At 68.3% G+C, this 15,754-nt stretch carries 13 protein-coding genes and 4 pseudogenes; 11 read left to right on the forward strand and 6 right to left on the reverse strand.

The features are described 5' to 3' along the window. Window positions 1-409 precede the first annotated feature (409 nt). The 4 genes and pseudogenes from CP983_RS00160 to CP983_RS00175 form a co-directional block, all read right to left on the reverse strand. Window positions 410-1,042, reverse strand: a pseudogene (locus CP983_RS00160) (trimeric intracellular cation channel family protein); the annotation flags it as partial. Between the two features lie 166 nt (window positions 1,043-1,208). Continuing rightward, entirely contained in the window at window positions 1,209-2,390 is a 1,182-nt protein-coding gene (locus CP983_RS00165; RefSeq protein ID WP_150498009.1) for an NAD(P)/FAD-dependent oxidoreductase, read from the reverse strand. Next, complete coding sequence (locus CP983_RS45145; protein WP_150498010.1) at window positions 2,318-2,632, reverse strand: FAD-dependent monooxygenase; 315 nt, start codon at window positions 2,630-2,632, stop codon at window positions 2,318-2,320. The genes CP983_RS00165 and CP983_RS45145 overlap by 73 nt, the downstream gene beginning before the upstream one ends. 76 nt (window positions 2,633-2,708) lie before the next feature. Beyond that, window positions 2,709-3,764 carry an alpha/beta fold hydrolase gene (locus CP983_RS00175; protein WP_150498011.1) on the reverse strand — a complete coding sequence of 352 codons (1,056 nt, stop codon included), beginning with the start codon at window positions 3,762-3,764 and terminating at the stop codon, window positions 2,709-2,711. A 767-nt stretch (window positions 3,765-4,531) separates the two neighbouring features. Here CP983_RS00175 and CP983_RS44540 point away from each other — a divergent pair. Continuing rightward, a pseudogene (locus CP983_RS44540) lies at window positions 4,532-4,881 on the forward strand (GNAT family N-acetyltransferase); the annotation flags it as partial. Window positions 4,882-4,950: 69 nt separating this feature from the next. On the opposite strand, the gene CP983_RS43700 reads toward CP983_RS44540, so the two are convergent. Beyond that, a complete protein-coding gene (locus CP983_RS43700) occupies window positions 4,951-5,466 on the reverse strand; it encodes a DUF6924 domain-containing protein (protein ID WP_167537623.1) in 516 nt (171 codons plus the stop codon). Window positions 5,467-5,817: 351 nt separating this feature from the next. On the opposite strand from CP983_RS43700, the gene CP983_RS00185 reads away from it, so the two are divergent. The 3 genes and pseudogenes from CP983_RS00185 to CP983_RS00200 form a co-directional block, all read left to right on the forward strand. Continuing rightward, complete coding sequence (locus tag CP983_RS00185) at window positions 5,818-6,486, forward strand: glycosyl hydrolase (RefSeq protein WP_268256167.1); 669 nt, start codon at window positions 5,818-5,820, stop codon at window positions 6,484-6,486. A 522-nt stretch (window positions 6,487-7,008) separates the two neighbouring features. Continuing rightward, window positions 7,009-7,691: pseudogene (locus CP983_RS00195) on the forward strand (transposase). A gap of 11 nt (window positions 7,692-7,702) precedes the next feature. Continuing rightward, a pseudogene (locus CP983_RS00200) lies at window positions 7,703-7,949 on the forward strand (zinc ribbon domain-containing protein); the annotation flags it as partial. A 43-nt stretch (window positions 7,950-7,992) separates the two neighbouring features. Here CP983_RS00200 and CP983_RS00205 read toward each other — a convergent pair. Beyond that, window positions 7,993-8,676, reverse strand: a complete 684-nt coding sequence (locus CP983_RS00205) for a TetR/AcrR family transcriptional regulator (RefSeq protein WP_150498012.1) — start codon at window positions 8,674-8,676, stop codon at window positions 7,993-7,995. Window positions 8,677-8,836: 160 nt separating this feature from the next. Between CP983_RS00205 and CP983_RS00210 the strand changes: the two genes are divergently transcribed. From CP983_RS00210 to CP983_RS00240, 7 genes are all read left to right on the forward strand, one after another. After that, a complete protein-coding gene (locus CP983_RS00210) occupies window positions 8,837-9,247 on the forward strand; it encodes a PaaI family thioesterase (protein ID WP_150498013.1) in 411 nt (136 codons plus the stop codon). A 428-nt stretch (window positions 9,248-9,675) separates the two neighbouring features. Beyond that, window positions 9,676-10,269: a Pvc16 family protein gene (locus CP983_RS00215; protein ID WP_150498014.1), complete on the forward strand. Its 594-nt coding sequence runs from the start codon at window positions 9,676-9,678 to the stop codon at window positions 10,267-10,269. Next, complete coding sequence (locus tag CP983_RS00220) at window positions 10,266-11,030, forward strand: hypothetical protein (protein ID WP_150498015.1); 765 nt, start codon at window positions 10,266-10,268, stop codon at window positions 11,028-11,030. The genes CP983_RS00215 and CP983_RS00220 overlap by 4 nt, the downstream gene beginning before the upstream one ends. 185 nt (window positions 11,031-11,215) lie before the next feature. After that, a complete protein-coding gene (locus CP983_RS00225) occupies window positions 11,216-13,069 on the forward strand; it encodes a phage tail sheath family protein (protein ID WP_150498016.1) in 1,854 nt (617 codons plus the stop codon). Between the two features lie 37 nt (window positions 13,070-13,106). Next, entirely contained in the window at window positions 13,107-13,562 is a 456-nt protein-coding gene (locus tag CP983_RS00230) for a phage tail protein (RefSeq protein WP_150498017.1), read from the forward strand. Between the two features lie 13 nt (window positions 13,563-13,575). After that, the gene (locus tag CP983_RS44545) at window positions 13,576-15,207 is read left to right on the forward strand and encodes a phage tail sheath subtilisin-like domain-containing protein (RefSeq protein WP_150498018.1); all 1,632 of its coding nucleotides are present in this window, start codon (window positions 13,576-13,578) and stop codon (window positions 15,205-15,207) included. Next, window positions 15,204-15,713, forward strand: a complete 510-nt coding sequence (locus CP983_RS00240; RefSeq protein WP_125523678.1) for a phage tail protein — start codon at window positions 15,204-15,206, stop codon at window positions 15,711-15,713. The genes CP983_RS44545 and CP983_RS00240 overlap by 4 nt, the downstream gene beginning before the upstream one ends. Window positions 15,714-15,754: the final 41 nt, after the last annotated feature.

The raw sequence follows: 15,754 nt of genomic DNA on the forward strand, positions 1-15,754 counted from the left end.
CCCCGGGCACCTGACCTAGGCACCTCCAAGATCCCCAACGGAGCCAAGCTCACGAGTTGGCGCATGATGACGGGTGAGGCGTGTCTTGCCCGGACTACCGGCCCGGTGAGGCATGGTCTTGACCATTGTGGTCTCGTCGCGCCGGCCAGTGGAGAAGGAGCCGAGGGTCTTGGTCGGAGCCCAGCGTTGGAGTCGTTGGCTGGACGCCGTCACCGCGTCGGGATAGCGGCCCCATATCGATGCGCCGCAGTGTGACTGTGTCGGCTGCCGAGGGGGGTGGCGTGGTCCTGCCAACATTGACGGAAGGCAATGTTGGCATGTCGGCTTGCATGGACGGCGCGAGGTCCGGGGCCTGACTCGCCGGCGGCGGCTGTTGCCGCATGCCTGCGAACGGATTGCGCCAGAACTGCGAACGTGGGGTTCGCCAGCTGTAACGCAGCGCCAGGAGTCGCAGCACGAAGGCGAACAGTGAGGCACCAATGGCGGTACCAACGTTCAGCAGCGCCGAGTTATACAGCATCGCCACCGAGGTCGCGCCGACGAACGCAGGCAGTGCGTACAGATCACGGTTCCAGCGGAGCAGCGTCGGCTGTTCGAAAGCGAGAAGATAGGCGAGGACGCCACCACCGACGGCGCTGGCACTGCCGAGCGTAACGGCAGCGGGACTATTGAGGCCGTGGGAGAGCGCCTTGATCGTGCCGGTGACGCTGAAGAGTCCCAGCGCCGCCGCGTCGGAGATGTCGAATGGCTTGCCCTCGTACACCTTTTCGTCATGGCGGAGCCGGTAGCCAAAGTAAACGATCAGCGCAGCGACGCAGGGCGTGAAGAAGTAGCCGAGGTCAGTGAAAGCGACCGGGGTGATCCCGAGCACTAGGTCACGGAAAAGACCGCCGCCAAGGCCCGCCGCCTCACTGAGGATGACCGTCCCGAAGATATCGAAGTCCTTGCGTACCGCGAGGAACGCCCCAGAGAGAGCGAAGGCGAAGATACCTATGAGATCCATCACGTACTGAACAGCACCGCTCAGTTCCTCGATCGGCATAGGCCAGCTCTCCCTGAAGGCTGGTAAGAGTGCGAACCGTTGAAGGCCGCGACGTCTTGAACTGCTCCGGCGAAGACGGCGCGGGTTATCGGCATACGCCCGACCATTATGTTCACGTTGTGGTACCTGCAATGGCTACATTCATTCTGCGCTCTTAGTCGAAGGGTCATCCGGCGGTGACTGCGGCAAGCAAATCGCCGCGCACAGGCCCGGGATAGTGATATCGAGAAGCCCCGGCGCTCAATGCGGCTATCCGCTCTTTGATACTGGGCCTTGCCAACACCTCCGGCCCCGCGAGGAGGCCGCTGATGTCGGCGGCAGCACGCAGGACATCGGGGTCTTTCGCGCGTGCCGCTTCGAGTGCTACGCGCTTCTGCCAGAAAGGATCGTCCGTCGTGTAGCGCCGACCCATCATCTCGTGATCCACCTCGGCCAGACGGTGCCGGTCCCAGTCGTTGAAACCACGCCAGAGTGGCAGCAGGTGACGCTCTGTCGCGGCAGCGAACGTCATCGAAAATGCCGAGGCGTCCCTCGTGTCAACAAGGCGCATTGTGTCCCGGAGCAGTGCAGCATGCCGGAATGCCGTGGTCATGCCAGCACCGAAGAACGGGTTGGTGGAGGCCCATGCGTCTCCCACCGCCACGATCCCGGTGACCACAGGCTCTCCAGCTACGACGAGGCAACGGTGCGCGCTGCGTAGACCACCGGTGGCGATCACATCCGTGACGGGCTTCCCTTCGGCCCAATGTGCTTCGGTGGGGTAGAGCTGTATCGCTCGGTGCCAGGCATCGCGGTTGCTCAGACCCCGGAGCTCCTGATCGCGGTCGGACGTCACGAACGTCACCGACCAGGTTCCGGAGTCACCGGGCAGGACAAGGATGCTGACGCTGTCGTGCTGAAACCCCGCCCATGGCGGCAGTCGGGAGGCCAAGTATTCGGAACGGAAGAACCGCGTGTAGTAGCGGAAACCCGCCTCCGCCCGCTGCTCGTACGGTGCGAGTCCCACATCCCTGAGCATTGCTGCCCCGCTCGCGCCCCGGCCGGAGGCATCAACGACCAATTCGGCGTCGATCTCCTCGCCCCCCTCACAGGCCACCCCTCTGACACGCCGACAATGGCCTGCGCGGGGCTCCTCCGTCTTCAGCCGATTGACCCGGAGGCCACGTCGCACGGTAATTCCGGGGTGCCCCTCCGCCACGGCAAGCAAAGAGGCCTCAAGTACAGGACGCCGTACGGCCACTGTCTCGAACCGGCCGTCATCCTCGCGCGGGCCGTCTATCGCCCCGACATGCCATGCTCCTGCGATGATGTTGTGGCTGACGGCGCCCAGATCGAGCATGCGGTCCACCGACTCGGGAGACTCCTTGGCCAGTAGGCGGAATCCTCCTGGCAATAGGAGGTGCGCCTGTGAAAACTGACGCACGCCGAGGCGCTTCCAACCCGCATACAGGTCGTCTCCCTTGCCCTTGGGGGCGGTGGATCGCGGTCGACGAGGGTGACCTGCCTGCCTTCTGCCGCCAGCAAGATTGCAGTCATCAACCCTGCCGGGCCGCTGCCCAGGATCAATGCGTCAGACACGGCTGCTTTCATCCCTTCTGTGTCCGATGAAGTCTGGCGGTAGAACCACGCCAGAGCTGGATCGGCGCTACTGGGCGCCGAGAGGTACTCACGAGTCCATGCCCACGGTCTTCCAGAACCGCAGCAAGGCAGCGGCACCCTCTTCGGGAGCGCTCAGCATCCACCAGTGACTTTGGGCCGGCAGGCATTCCACATGCGCTCCGAGACGCTCGGCAACCTTCTGGGAGTTGATCTGGTCGTCGTAGGGGTCGCTCAGAGGCTGGATCACTAAGCCAGGGGCTGCTGTTCGAGTCAGGTCCCCACCCCAATGAGCGTATGGGTTGGGCGTCGCGGAGCGGTAAAGGTCCAGGATGCAGCCAGCCATAGTGGCGTCGAATTGTGCACCCATGTCTGAGGCATCCTCAGCGGGAACACCTGCGGCCGTAAGCGCGGCGGTGGCGACGGTCGTATTCCCCCGCATGGTCTGCGCCCACTGTTCTCCTGCCCCTGAGGTCTGCCACAGTTGGGCCTGATCGTGCCAGACATACTCGGGGTGAAGGATGGACGCGACGTCCATCGCCCAGCTGCGCAGCGTCAGAAAGTCCAGCATGGCGACGCGTGCCACAAGAAGTGCGCCCCAGTCGTGCCCAACCAGGTCGACAGGTCCCGAGATGCCCCTCAACTCGCCTGACAGCCAGCGGACGTAGTCATCCATCGTCGCGCCGAACCCGGCTGGCCGGGGCGTCGAAAAGCCTGGCAGGTTCAGGGCGAGAGAATCAACTTTGAGGTGGCGCCGGAGGGGGTCCCAAAGACGCCCGGTCTCGGGTACTCCGTGAACGAAAACAGCGGTCATTATTTCCCCGAAGTATGAATGGTCAGCTTCGATATCTGGCTCTCGTGAGGCTCGTGTGCGCAGCTCATGGGGTGCGCTCCATGACCTCAACTCCTCTGCTGCTCTTTGGGCTCCCCACGGACTGTTCGCTGCCAGGGGTGTGCAAGACCGGCCGTAATATGGCCGGTCGATGTGGACATAGAGGATGTGCTTCTCGAGCCACTTGTGGTCCTTGGGATCTTCACCCCATGACTCAGACGTCCCGTCACTTCCCCTTGTCGTACTCGACTGGATTCCCGCCCACTCAGCTGCCTGCTGGAGAGGCGGCCTCATTGGCCCTCCGACAGTGACCTCTGCAAGGAGATGTCACAAGACCATCAGGGCTGGAATAAAGCCGCCGACTCCCGGAATAAATCGCGCTTCCCTGTCCCAGGCCTGTCGTCTCAGGAACGGCCCAGGACATCTTCAACTCCGCGTCGCACCGGCTCCTGGTCAAGTGACGATCGTGAAGTAGGCGCCACAGCGCGGGGCCACCCGGTGCAGTACGAGAGGCGAGCAGCGCCCGAACCCGGGGGGCGAGACAGCCCTCACACACCTGGCGGTCAGCGCGCTGGCTCGCCTCGGTGAGAGCCTGGTGGGCCGTCACGGACAGCAGTGGCAGCGCCTCGGTCACGGTCGGAGCCGTGGGGTCGGCGAGTATGTCGGCCAGATTCTGCGCCGTCAGCCGCCCGGGCGGGCTTGCTGAGGTGTGGACGGCACGCCGGACGCGGGTCATTGCCCGGTGAGGTGACGCAAGTTGACGAACTTCAAGGCCGTGTGCGGGGAAGGGCGTGGTCGAAACGGCCAGTGCGCTCATCGCTCCCGGCTCGTCGGCGGGCAGCGCAGGCAGGGCGAGCGTGGCCAGGTCGGCGGCGGCCCGCTCTGGCACGACAGCGGATCCACTGCGCACCCCAACGGCGAGTAGCCGACGCTGAACCGCTGGTCGGCACCTTCCTCGCAGCGGCTGCCACTGGCTGGGCGTGAAGTCGTTGTCCCCGGACTACACGTGGATCGCTCTTTGGGGTGCCGCCTCGAGATGAGACGTGCTCTGCAGGGTCGAGATCACGAGCGTTGAGGTTGTGGTCGTCGTGAAGCGAACGACGAGTCGGTTGAGGCGTTCGCGCGCTTGTTGCCTCAGCTTTCGAGCACAGCCGGCCCGCCGGATCGCGAGGCAGTGCAGCGCTTGCTCGCCAGCGATGCGAACACGGTGTTGGTGGCGCGGGTCGACGGTGAAGTAGTCGCGATGCTGACGTTGGTCATGTTTCCCTGGCCCTCCGGTCTGCGAGCTCGCATCGAGGACGTGGACGAGGCCGCGCGGGAATATGGCGTTGGGAGTGCTCTGACCGAGGAGGCTCCGCGCCTCGCGGAGGTGGCAGGTCCTCGGACCGTGGACCTCACGTCGCGTCCGTCGGACATCGCACCGATCTGGAGTTCGGTGAGCCTTTCGATCTTCACGGTTCGGTGTTCTCCGCTCGCACCATCAGGTTCGGAGGATCTGACCCGGGTCCTGGGCCGCCGCATGGGCGTACTCCCAGAAATCGAGGTGTCCGATGGCCAGGTTCACGTGCATCTCATTGACCAGCGCAGGCAGCAGCCGGAACACACAGCCCAGTTCGTCATCGCCCTCGTCCAGTTCCTCATCCCTGGTCGAGACCGCGAGCAGGGCGTACTCACCCCTCATCGAAGCGGCATCGGCGAGGAACACGACCTCCAGACGCGGATCACCCAGCAGAGTGGACACCACCACCTCCTCCGGACTCGCCCCGTCGAAGGCCCGGTCATCCACCACGTGGGTGTCCCTCTCGTACTCGGCGCAGCCCTCGGCGAGCTGGTCGACGACCACCCGCCAGGCTCCATCGTCCGAGAAATCCGTGCGCACAACGAGGGCCTCGGTTTCGAAGTCATGACCCGCTCGGTCGATCAGAGGTCGCATGCGCTCACCGTAGCCTTCGAAACGGCCGCCATTCGGCACACGCGGACGGACTTCCCAGGGCAAGGCAACAACTGTCGTTGACCGAGCAATTTCTGACCGAAGTCACTGGTCGCTGCCGGATAGGTTCACCGACAAGTCACGATGAAAGACGGAGAGTTGGTACGTCACATGCGAAAGATCCGCATTCTCGCCCTGCCGCTCGCGCTGCCGGCCGTGCTCCTGGTCGGCGGACAGGGCTGAGCCTCCACGATGCCGCCGTCGGGCGCCGACATCGGCGGGTCCGCGACTGCGGTGCAGAAAAGGGGTGTGAGTGCCTGGAAGTTCGACGGTGTCACTAGGGCTCTCTCCGACGCGAGGGTCGGCTGGTTCTACACCTGATCCTCCGGCCGGGGCGGGATCAAGGCTCCGGCCGGAGTGGAGTTCGAGCCGATGATGCACGACGCAGGATCGGTGACCGCTGCGGAGCTGCACCGGGCCAGGGAGCAGGGCAGAATCCTGCTCGGCTTCAACGAGCCCGACCGCTCGGACCAGGCACACATGGCTGTGAAGGAGGCACTCGGCCTTTGGCCCCGGCTGGAGTCGACCGGAATGCGGCTCAGCGCTCCAGCGGTCGCGACCGGTGGTGATGTCGCCGGTGGCTGGCTCGACCGGTTCATGAAGGGTGCCACTGCCCGTGACTACAAGGTCGATTTCATCCCCTTGCACTGGTATGGCGCGGACTTTGACGCCACACGCGCGACAGCACAGTTGCGCAGTTACCTCCAGGCCGTGCACCAGCGCCACAAGAAGCCGATCTGGCTCACCGAATACGCGCTCATCGACTTCACGAACGGCACCCCGCGTTATCCGACCAAGGCTCAACAGGCGACTTTTGTAAAGAAGTCGACAGCAATGCTGCAGTGCTCTGTGTCCCCACCCGCACAAAACCTGGGGTCGACTCTGGGTCTCTGGCCCATTGAGCATTTTCAGCGTGACCACCTGTCAGGTGACAGCTCCGGTGCTCTGGCGTCAAGGACTTGCCGGGGAGCCAGTCAGTTGAAAGCGTCGGTCATGCAGTCCGCCCGGCAGTCGGCAGCCTCATAGCGCTGGCGGAGGGCGGCGGCTGCTTCTTCGCGCTTCACGAAGAGGTACCCGTAGTGCTGGCGCGCCACCCTGGTCACGTCTCCGACCGTGACGATGGCCGGTTCGCCGTGTGCGGCCCGTCGACGCGCTCCGACGATTGCCATGTCCGCAGAGCGCAGCAGGTTTCTGGAACGATCCCGGATCGCGGCTGCCTGGGCGCGTTTCGCCGAGAGGGGACGCAGGACACGTCCCCTCCAGATGTAGCCGGCGGCGACAAGGATGAGACCGAGCGCTACGAACAGGAGTCCGCCTGGGGCGTGAGGTCGCATCTATCCAGTCTTCACCACTGGCGTGGTGATCGTCATGCCCGCATCGGCGGCCGATTGTCGGAGCGACTTGGTGTCAGTGAGCCCTTGCGCAACGCCGAGGCTCCCGTGCCGTTGAGGGAGGTGTTCGAAGTCTCAACCCACAGGCACAGGAGCCGCGTTAGCTTCGTATTCTGCCGCACTCGACCTGCCTCACGCCCTGGTCGAGTGGGTCACCATGCTCCTCATCACCCGCGAGGGTGACCGCCGCTGCAAGCTCCCACCGCACCAGCGTGCCCTGGTCGGCCTGGTGTGCCTGCGCCGGCACGACACCCCCGCCCAGCGGGTTCGGTATCTCCGTCGGCACAGCCCACACCTACCACGAGCGCCGTCGTCGACCTGCTCGCCGACCGGGCTCCCGGCCTGCTGCGTGCTGTGCGCGAGACGGACCCGGACTACGTCCTGCTCGACGGCACCCTTGCCGAGTGCGAACGGGTCGGCAACAGCCGGGCCGACTACTCCCACAAGCACCGCCGACACGGGGTGAACGTGCAGGAGGTGACCGGCCCCGGCGGGCGGCTGCTGTGGATCACGCCGACGATGCCCGGCCGCGCACGATCTCACTGCGGCCGCGCCCACCGGATCATCCGGATCTGTGAACGCCAGGGCGTCCCGATCCTCACCGACCGCACCTACATGGGAGTCGGCCCATGGGTGACAACACCCCCCAGACGCCTGCGGGGCCGTGACCTCACCCCGAACCAGCAAACCATCAGCCGAGCGCCGGCCGCGGCACGGGCACCGGTCGAACGCGGCGTCGCACGACTGAAGTCCTGGCGCATCTTCCACAAGTCCCGGTGCAGTCCGAACCGAATGTCTTCAATCTCCGCGGCCGTGCTCACTCTGAAGCGGCAACGCTGAAAGGCCTCTGTGCCACAAAGAAGGCCCTGGTCGAGATGGGCCGCAAGCACGGCCGGGCCGTGCACCTGGTCCAACCCCGCGCACACCACCATGGACTGCGCGCAATGCGGAGCAAGAACCAAACACGCACTCCCTCTTTCCGAACGAACTTATGCCTGCACCGCGTGCGGAGCTGTATCGCCCCGTGATAAGAACTCCGCCCGCGTGATGCTGGTCCGGGCTGGCCACATCCCGACTCGTGTTGATCTTGTGAGCCCAGCCACCTTCTAGCTGTCAGGCGAGGTGAGCCAGGAATGCCCCTTCAGGAGCGGGAGGAGTCAATTCGCTGCTGTCCGGCCACCGATCGAGGTTCGATCGCTGCCGCGCCTCGTGTCGCAAGGGTTGCGATGTCGTCAGCGAATCCGTCCACGTCTTCGGGCCAGCTCTCGGGCGGCTGGAAGATGAGCAGGGCGACGGCGCCGTGCAAGGCGGCTGCGATGGCTCTGGTGAGGGCTGTCGCGTCGCCGCGGAGCGCGCCTGCCTCCACACACTGCTGGACCGTTCCACGCAGGAAGCGGAAACAGGACGAGGCTACTTGCCCGCTGGCGGCGGTGGTGGGGCCGGTCATCACGAGACGGTAGCGGACCGGATGAGCCAGCCCGAACCGCACATAGGCGACCGAACGTTGGTGGAGGGCATTGAGCGGGTCGTGCGAGGCGGCGTCGGCATCGCCCATCCAGTCGCCCAGCTCGCCCCAAACGCGTAGGCACACGGTGTGTAGCAGCTCGAGACGACTACCGAAGTGCAGGTAGACCGCCGGAAGGCTGACCCCCACCGCCTGTGCCACGGCCCGGATGGTGACCGCGTCCTCACCAGCTTTGTCAAGCAGGAGCTCGGCCGCCTCGACAAGTTCGTCGCGCAATCGCGCACCGTCCCCGCGCTGCGCCCGGCGCCGCCGCGGCGCTGCAACGGCGGGAGTGGATGACTCGGAGTCGAGCTGGTCCATCGTCAACACCTGCCCTGCGAGGCGGAAGAGTCGGCCGCCTCGGAGCCGATGCCGCGAGAGGTAGTGGATGTCATCACGTCACTCGTCTCCGTGTTGTGGACCAGGGCCGCCGCATGTAACTTGTCGGCGTTAACTTAACTCTACATACCAAGGGTAGTTGATGACTGTCACCGCTGAGGAGATCTACGCCCTCGCACCGTTCGCGGAAACGCTCGGCGTGCACTTTGTCGCCATCAGTGCGCCGGAGGTTCGCGCCCGGCTCGACTACGCATCGGCTTTGTCCACGTTGGGCGGCGGCCTGCACGGCGGCGCGCTGATGGGACTGGCCGACGTGGCGGCCGCGGTGTGTGCCGCAGTGAACGGGCCAGAGGGCGCCCTGCCTGCGACCATGCAGTCCAACACGCTGTTCCTAAGGCCGGTGCGCGGCGCAGGCGCATTCGCGGTGGCACGGCCCTTGCACGTCGGCCGGAACACGGTCACCGTCGAGGTCGACATCAACGACGAGCAGGACGTCCTGTGTGCCCGCATCACACAGGTCGTCGCGCTCCGTACACCCCCCAGCCGAGCTTGATCACCCAACTGCCTCCGCGATCACTGTGCGTTCTTCACGTCCGACGGATACGGGCGCACCCGATCGGGATGATGGGCCGCGTAGCGGTACACGTGCCGCGAGGCGATCGAACGACACAGCTCTACCTTCTCGCGCCAGAAGCGACGGACTGACCACCGCCGTTCTATATCTAGCGGTACCGAAGTCTCACGACCGATGGCCACCGTGCGGCCCCTGCCTTGTCAGCACCACCAACCATCGTCCGGCCATGACCATGGCACTCGAAGCAGGCGACCGGGCCGGATGGATCGGCCTCTGCTCTGGCCGGAGTTCGGGGTGGGCAACCTAGGGATTTCCCGGAAGTACTGGCACACCGTGGCGCCTTACCTTCGTGAGGAGGCCGTACGCCCGGGGGAAGCGGCGGGGCCCGGCGCCAGGGGGTGATCGCGGTGGGTGGTACCGATGTCGTCGGGGATGTGTCGGAGCTTCTGGTCCGGGTGCTGACCGAAGCCGTGAAGGATCCCGACTCGGCGCCCGTGGTCGAGCTGGTCGATCTCGTCGCGGGGCAGTCCGGCGGCGGGCAGGTGGGCCTCCAGCTCTTTCTGTACGAGGTGACCGAGGACCCCAGTGCACGCAATCGGGGGCCCCGGCAGACGCTGGTCGAGGATCCGGTCACCGGGGCGGTCCACCAGGAGACCCGGCGGGCCGACATGGCGCTCTTGCTGCGGTATCTGCTGATTCCCGTGGGCGGCGGGCCCGCCGCCCAGCAGCATGTGCTCGGCCGGGCCATGCGGGCGCTGTACGACGACGCGATCCTGCGAGCCGCGGGGATGTCGTTCCAGGCGGGCGAGTCGCTGAAACTGCGGCTGGCGCCGCTGACGCTGGACGAGCGCGCCAAGGTGTGGTGGGCGATCTCGCAGCCGTACCGGCTCTCCCTCAACTACGAGGTACGGGTGGTCAATCTGGGCTCCCGCGATGTGTCTGTCACCGCGCCGGTCTCCGAGGCCGCGGTCGGTCTCGGCACCGCTGGGGCCGAGTCGTGACGGCGGACCGCGCGGTGCCGACGGACACCGTACGGGTGACTCCCGGCCCGGTCTGTCTGATGCCGCGGGACACCTTCACCGGACGGCCGCCCGCGCTGCCCGTGACGGCAGTCGTGGAACGGCGGGACGACGACGGTCGGTGGTCGCCGGAGAAGAGCGCGAGAGTGGTCACGACACCGACCGGTGCCCGTCTCATGCCGTCGCTGGCGGTGCCCGCCGGGCGTCCGCCGGGTGGGGAGCACGGCGTGTGCCGGATGCGCGTCCGGCTGGTCTCGCCGTACCTGCTGGATGCCGAGCATCCGGACGGAGTGGAGTTCGACGCTCCGGCGTCCGGAGTGCCGGCGGTGACCCCGGTCCTGCTGCTGCCGCTGCCGGCATATCCGTTCCCGCCCGAGACCCGGCTGCTCGGCGGACGGGTGGTGGCGCGCCGCCCCGTCATGCCCAGATCGGCCGTCGGACCGCCGCCCGGGTCGCCGGTGGTCGGCGCCCTGGTGACCGCCGGGGCCCGGGACGATCCGGGGCACATCCCACCTGTCGGCGAGGCGTGGACAGACTTCGCCGCGACCGCGCGGGACGGCGCGTTCCGACTGCCGCTGCGGGGCCCGGGCAGCCGGGTTGCCGCCGGGGCGGTGGCGGACGCGGACACCGAGTGGTTCACGGTGACGGTGACGGGCCCGCCCGGCCGGGGCGGTCCGCCGGTGACGGTCCATCTGCCGGCCCAGGACATCACCGCGACCGGATTCGTCATCGAAGTGCCGTAGCGACCGGCATCCGTGAAGCCCGACGCACTCACAAGGGACTCCCGCAACAACCGACTCCCATGGCTGCCGAATCGCGCAGCGACTCTGAAGCGACCGACCTCGGTGGGCCGGAGTCCGTGGCGGTCGACATTCCGCAGCAACCGAAATGCCGTAGCGATCGACATCCCGTAGCGGAGGAAGCCGCGATGCCCGAATACCTCAGCCCCGGCGTCTACGTCGAAGAGATCTCCACCGGCCCACGCCCCATCGCGGGGGTGGCCACCAGCATCGCGGGCATGGTCGGGGTGACCGCGCGCGGCCCGGAGTCGGGAAAGCCCCGGCTCGTCACGAGCATGCTGGACTTCCACCGCCTGTTCGGCGGTTTCCTCACCCCGCCGGACAAGGCCGGCACGGACGCCGCCGACGACCGCGGCATCCGCTGGTGGCTGCTGCCGCTCGCGGTGAAGGGCTTTTTCGACAACGGCGGCCAGAAGCTGTTCATCAAGCGGGTCGTGCCCGCGCCGGCGGACGCGCAGGCGGCGGCATGGGCCCTGAAACCGGCCGCCGAGCAGAAACCGGCGCCCGGCGCGACGGACTTCGAGCTGCTCGTCGAGGCCACGCAGCCCGGGGCCGGCGGAAACGACCTGCGGTTCGACGTACGGGCCGTGGAGGCGGGCCGGTTCCCGCTGGTGGTCGCCGATCCGCCGGATCCCGCGCCGGACGCCCCGCCGCCGGACCCCGCCAAGGTGGTCGTCGCGCAGAAGGGCGGGCTCAAGACAGGGGTCTGGGTCGTGCTGATCCGGGCCACCGGAGTCGGCGACCCCACCTTCCACCTGCTGGCCGACGACGGCTCACCGGCCGCACAAGGCGGATTCGAGTTCACCCTCGCTCCTGCCGCGCCGGCGCCTGCGGTCGCCAAGGGGGACACCCTCGTCCAGGTCGACTTCGAGGCCGCCGTGCGCGAGGTGTCCGCCGGGACACCGCCCGTCACGGAGACCTTCCGCGCCGCGAACCTCAAGGCCCTTGCCAAAGAGGTCGTGGACCGCTCGAACTACGTCACGGTGACCACCGGGGCTCCGGCGAGGCTCAAGGCGGCGGTGCCGGCCGCCCTCCCGCCGGCGAAGCTCTTCAAACCCTTCATCGGCCTCACCCTGACCAAGGGCTCCGCCGGGGAGAGCGGACTCACCGCCGCCGACTACGTCGGACTGGACGGCGGCAGCGGCCGACGTACCGGCATCCAGGCGCTGGAGGACATCGACGAGGTGGCGATGTGCGCCGTGCCCGGCGTGTGGAACGGCACGGTGCTGGACGGTCTGATCACGCACTGCACGGCCCTCGGCGACCGTTTCGCGGTGCTCGACGGGCCTCCGAACGCGGACCTGGAAGGCATCCGGGACTTCCGGGCCGCCCTGTCCACCGACCGGGCCGCCCTGTACTACCCGTGGCTGCGCGTGCCCGACCCCGGCGGCGCGGCGGCCCCGGCCGCCGCTCCCCCGTCCGGACACCTCATCGGCGTGTATGCCCGTACCGACGTGGAGCGCGGGGTGCACAAGGCGCCCGCCAACACGGTGCTGCGCGGAGTGATCCCCGGGACGGGCCTGGCGGCCGACATCACCCGGCGCGAGCAGGATCTGCTCAACCCGCGCGGGATCAACGCGCTCCGCGCCTTCCCGAATCTGGGGCAGCGGGTGTGGGGCGCGCGGACGCTGTCGGACGACACCCGCTGGCAGTACGTCAACGTCCGGCGGTTGTTCCTCTTCATCGAGGAGTCGATCGACGAGGGCCTGCAGTGGGTCGTCTTCGAGCCCAACGCCGAACAGCTGTGGGCGTCGGTACGGCAGAGCATCACCGCCTTCCTCACCACGGTGTGGCACAGCGGCGCGCTCGCCGGCACCACCCCGGAGGAGGCGTTCCACGTGGCCTGCGACCGGACCACGATGACCGAGGACGATCTCGCCCAGGGGCGGCTGATCTGCGAGGTCGCCGTGGCCCCGGTCTTCCCCGCCGAGTTCGTGATCGTGCGGATCCAGCAGGCGACCCGTGAATCCCTGACGGCCTGACGCAGGCTCCGACCCAGCACACAAGCAGGAGAAGGCGATGCCACCGATCAAACGTAGCGATCCGTACGGCGCGTACAACTTCCTCGTCCAGGTGACCGGAGTCGCACCGGGCGGCCAGGATGTGCAGGCCTCCTTCACCGAGGTCTCCGGACTCACCGTCGATGTGCAGCCGATCGACTACCGCAACGGCAGCGAGGACATCCGGGTGCGCAAGATCCCGGGGCTGAAGAAGTTCTCGAACCTGACGCTGAAGCGCGGTGTCACCGGCCACGTCGAGTTCTGGAACTGGATCAAGAAGTCGATGAACGGCCAGACCCTGCGCGCGGCCGGGACGATCGTGCTGCTCGACGAGAACCGGCAGGAAGTCATGCGCTGGAACTTCGACCGGGCATGGCCGGTGAAGTACACCGGGCCGTCCCTCGGCGCGACCAAGAACGAGGTCGCCATGGAGACGGTGGAACTCGCCGTCGAAGACCTCCAGATCGACGTCTGACGGGGCCTCCGCCATGACCGAACCGCTACCCGCACCCGTCCCCGCCCAAGGGCCTCCCTCGGGGGTCTCGCCGCTGCCCGGCCTGAGGGCCGTCGCGGTTGCTTCCGCCGAGCCCGGACGTCCGCTGCGCACCGACGTGGCGTGCTTCGCGGGGCGCACCCGGCGCGGGCCGGTGGGGGTCGCCGTGCGCGTCACGGACTGGGCGGGGTTCGCGGCGGTCTTCGGCGACCTGGATCCGCGGCTCGTCCTGCCCGCTTCGGTGCGCGGGTTCTTCAGCAACGGCGGCACGGCCCTGTGGGTGGTGCGCGCGGAGGCCGCAGGAGCCGTCACCGCCGGGGCGGCCTGGCCGGCCGCGGCACCCGGGCCGTTCGCCCCGGCCACGGGCTGCCGGGTCGACGCCGCGTCGCCCGGCGGCTGGGCGGACGGCACCCGGCTGACGATCCGTCACCGCGCGACGGGGCCCGCGGACCGTACCGGGGTGCTGGTCCGGGTGGAGGCGCCCGGGGAGCCGGTCGAGTCGTTCGGCTGGCTGCCCGCCGAACGGTTGCCCGGCGAGATCGCGGCCGCGTCCCGGCTGGTCCGGCTCGTGCCCGACGGCCCGCCGCCAGGGCCGGTGGCCCGCTCCGGCACGAACATGGTCGCGCTCGCCGGTGGCGGGCCCGCGCCCGGCGGCACGGCGCCGAGCGACGGGGAGCGGCTGGCCGAGGCGTACGCCGCCGCGGTACGGACAATGGTGGAGCTGCCGGAACCGGCGCTGCTGGCGCTGCCCGACCTGGACGTTTCGGGGGTCGGCCCCGGACGGCGGGAGGCGCTGGCCGACCTCCTGGTCGAAGGGTGCGCGGACGCGATGGACCGGCTCGCGCTCCTCGATCCGCCGCTCCCTGCTTCCGGCGGACCGGCCGGCGGCCCGGCCGAGGCGCTCGACGCGGTCGTGGACTGGGTGCGGGACCTGCGTGCGCGTCACGACACGGCACGGTCACAGGCGTGCGCGGTGTACTGGCCGCCGCTGCGGGTGCCCGATCCGGTGGCCACCGGACTGCCCGCGCTGCGTACGGTGCCGGCCTCCGGCCATGTGGCCGGCGTCGTGGCGCGGCTGGACCGGGAGCGGGGGGCGTTCGCCACACCGGCCAACGCGTCCCTGGAGGACGTGGTGGACCTGACCCATGTGCTGACGCCCGAGCAGGAGGTGGCGGTGTTCGCCTCGGGCGCCAACCTGCTGCGGTGTCCGCCGGGCCGGGGCCCGTTGGTGTGGGGCGGGCGGACGACGGTACGGCCGGAGAACGCCGAGGGAGTGGGCTCGGGGTGGTTCGTCGCCCACCGCAGACTGGTCCACCAACTGGTGCGGGCCGCCCGCGAGGTGGCCGAGCCGCTGCTGTTCGAGCCGCACTCCCCCGGCCTGCGGCTGCTGCTGGTGCAGGGGCTCACCGAGCTGCTGCTGGGGTTGTACGAGGCCGGCGCTCTCGCCGGGGACCGCCCGGCGCAGGCGTTCCGAGTGCGGTGCGACAACGCTCTCAATCCGCCGGAGCAGGTCGGTGCCGGCGTGCTGGTCTGCCAGGTCGAGGTGGCGCCCGCGGCACCGATGGAGTTCATCACGGTCCGGCTGGTGCTGGGCCGGCGGGACCGGCTGGAGGTGGTGGAGGGATGACCGAACAGGCGCTGGAGTTCTTCACGCAACCACTGCCCAAGTACCGGTTTCTGGTGGTGCTCGGACCGGCTGCCGCCCATCTGCCGCCCGAGCAGACCGCGTTGCTGCCGCTGACCGCGCAGGGCGCGTTCCAGCAGGTGACCGGGCTCGGGGCGCAGCTGGAGGTGACCGCGTACCCGGAGGGCGGGGTGAACGACCGGGTGCGGCAGTTCCCGGTGCGGCACTCGTGGAACCGGATCGTGCTCCACGGGGGCGTGGCCAGGGGCCCTGGGCTGTGGGCCTGGTACCGGGCCGGCCTTGCCAACCCCCTCGGCGCACGGCGCAGCGGGGCGGTACTGCTGCTGGACGCCGCCGGGGTGCCCGGCTCCGTATGGGCGTTCCGAGGCGGCCTGGCGTCGAAGTGGACCGGCCCGGACCTGCATGCGGAGCGCAGTGAAGTGGCGGTCGAGCAACTGGAGATCGCGCACGAGGGCCTGGTCGCCGTCGACCAGGGGCTGGGGCCTTGATGGCCGGGGGTCCGGGCGGGCCGGCGACTGCGGCGCGCGCC

Origin of the sequence: Streptomyces chartreusis (assembly GCF_008704715.1) — a bacterium.
Classification (GTDB): Bacteria; Actinomycetota; Actinomycetes; order Streptomycetales; family Streptomycetaceae; genus Streptomyces; species Streptomyces chartreusis.

Excerpts from the sequence above, each read along its gene's own strand:
- CP983_RS00205 (WP_150498012.1), bottom strand. The coding sequence starts at position 8,676 with ATGGACCAGCTCGACTCCGAGTCATCCACTCCCGCCGTTGCAGCGCCG.
- CP983_RS00240 (WP_125523678.1), top strand. The coding sequence starts at position 15,204 with ATGACCGAACAGGCGCTGGAGTTCTTCACGCAACCACTGCCCAAGTAC.
- CP983_RS00210 (WP_150498013.1), top strand. The coding sequence starts at position 8,837 with ATGACTGTCACCGCTGAGGAGATCTACGCCCTCGCACCGTTCGCGGAA.
- CP983_RS45145 (WP_150498010.1), bottom strand. The coding sequence starts at position 2,632 with ATGAAAGCAGCCGTGTCTGACGCATTGATCCTGGGCAGCGGCCCGGCA.
- CP983_RS00225 (WP_150498016.1), top strand. The coding sequence starts at position 11,216 with ATGCCCGAATACCTCAGCCCCGGCGTCTACGTCGAAGAGATCTCCACC.
- CP983_RS00175 (WP_150498011.1), bottom strand. The coding sequence starts at position 3,764 with ATGAGGCCGCCTCTCCAGCAGGCAGCTGAGTGGGCGGGAATCCAGTCG.
- CP983_RS00230 (WP_150498017.1), top strand. The coding sequence starts at position 13,107 with ATGCCACCGATCAAACGTAGCGATCCGTACGGCGCGTACAACTTCCTC.
- CP983_RS44545 (WP_150498018.1), top strand. The coding sequence starts at position 13,576 with ATGACCGAACCGCTACCCGCACCCGTCCCCGCCCAAGGGCCTCCCTCG.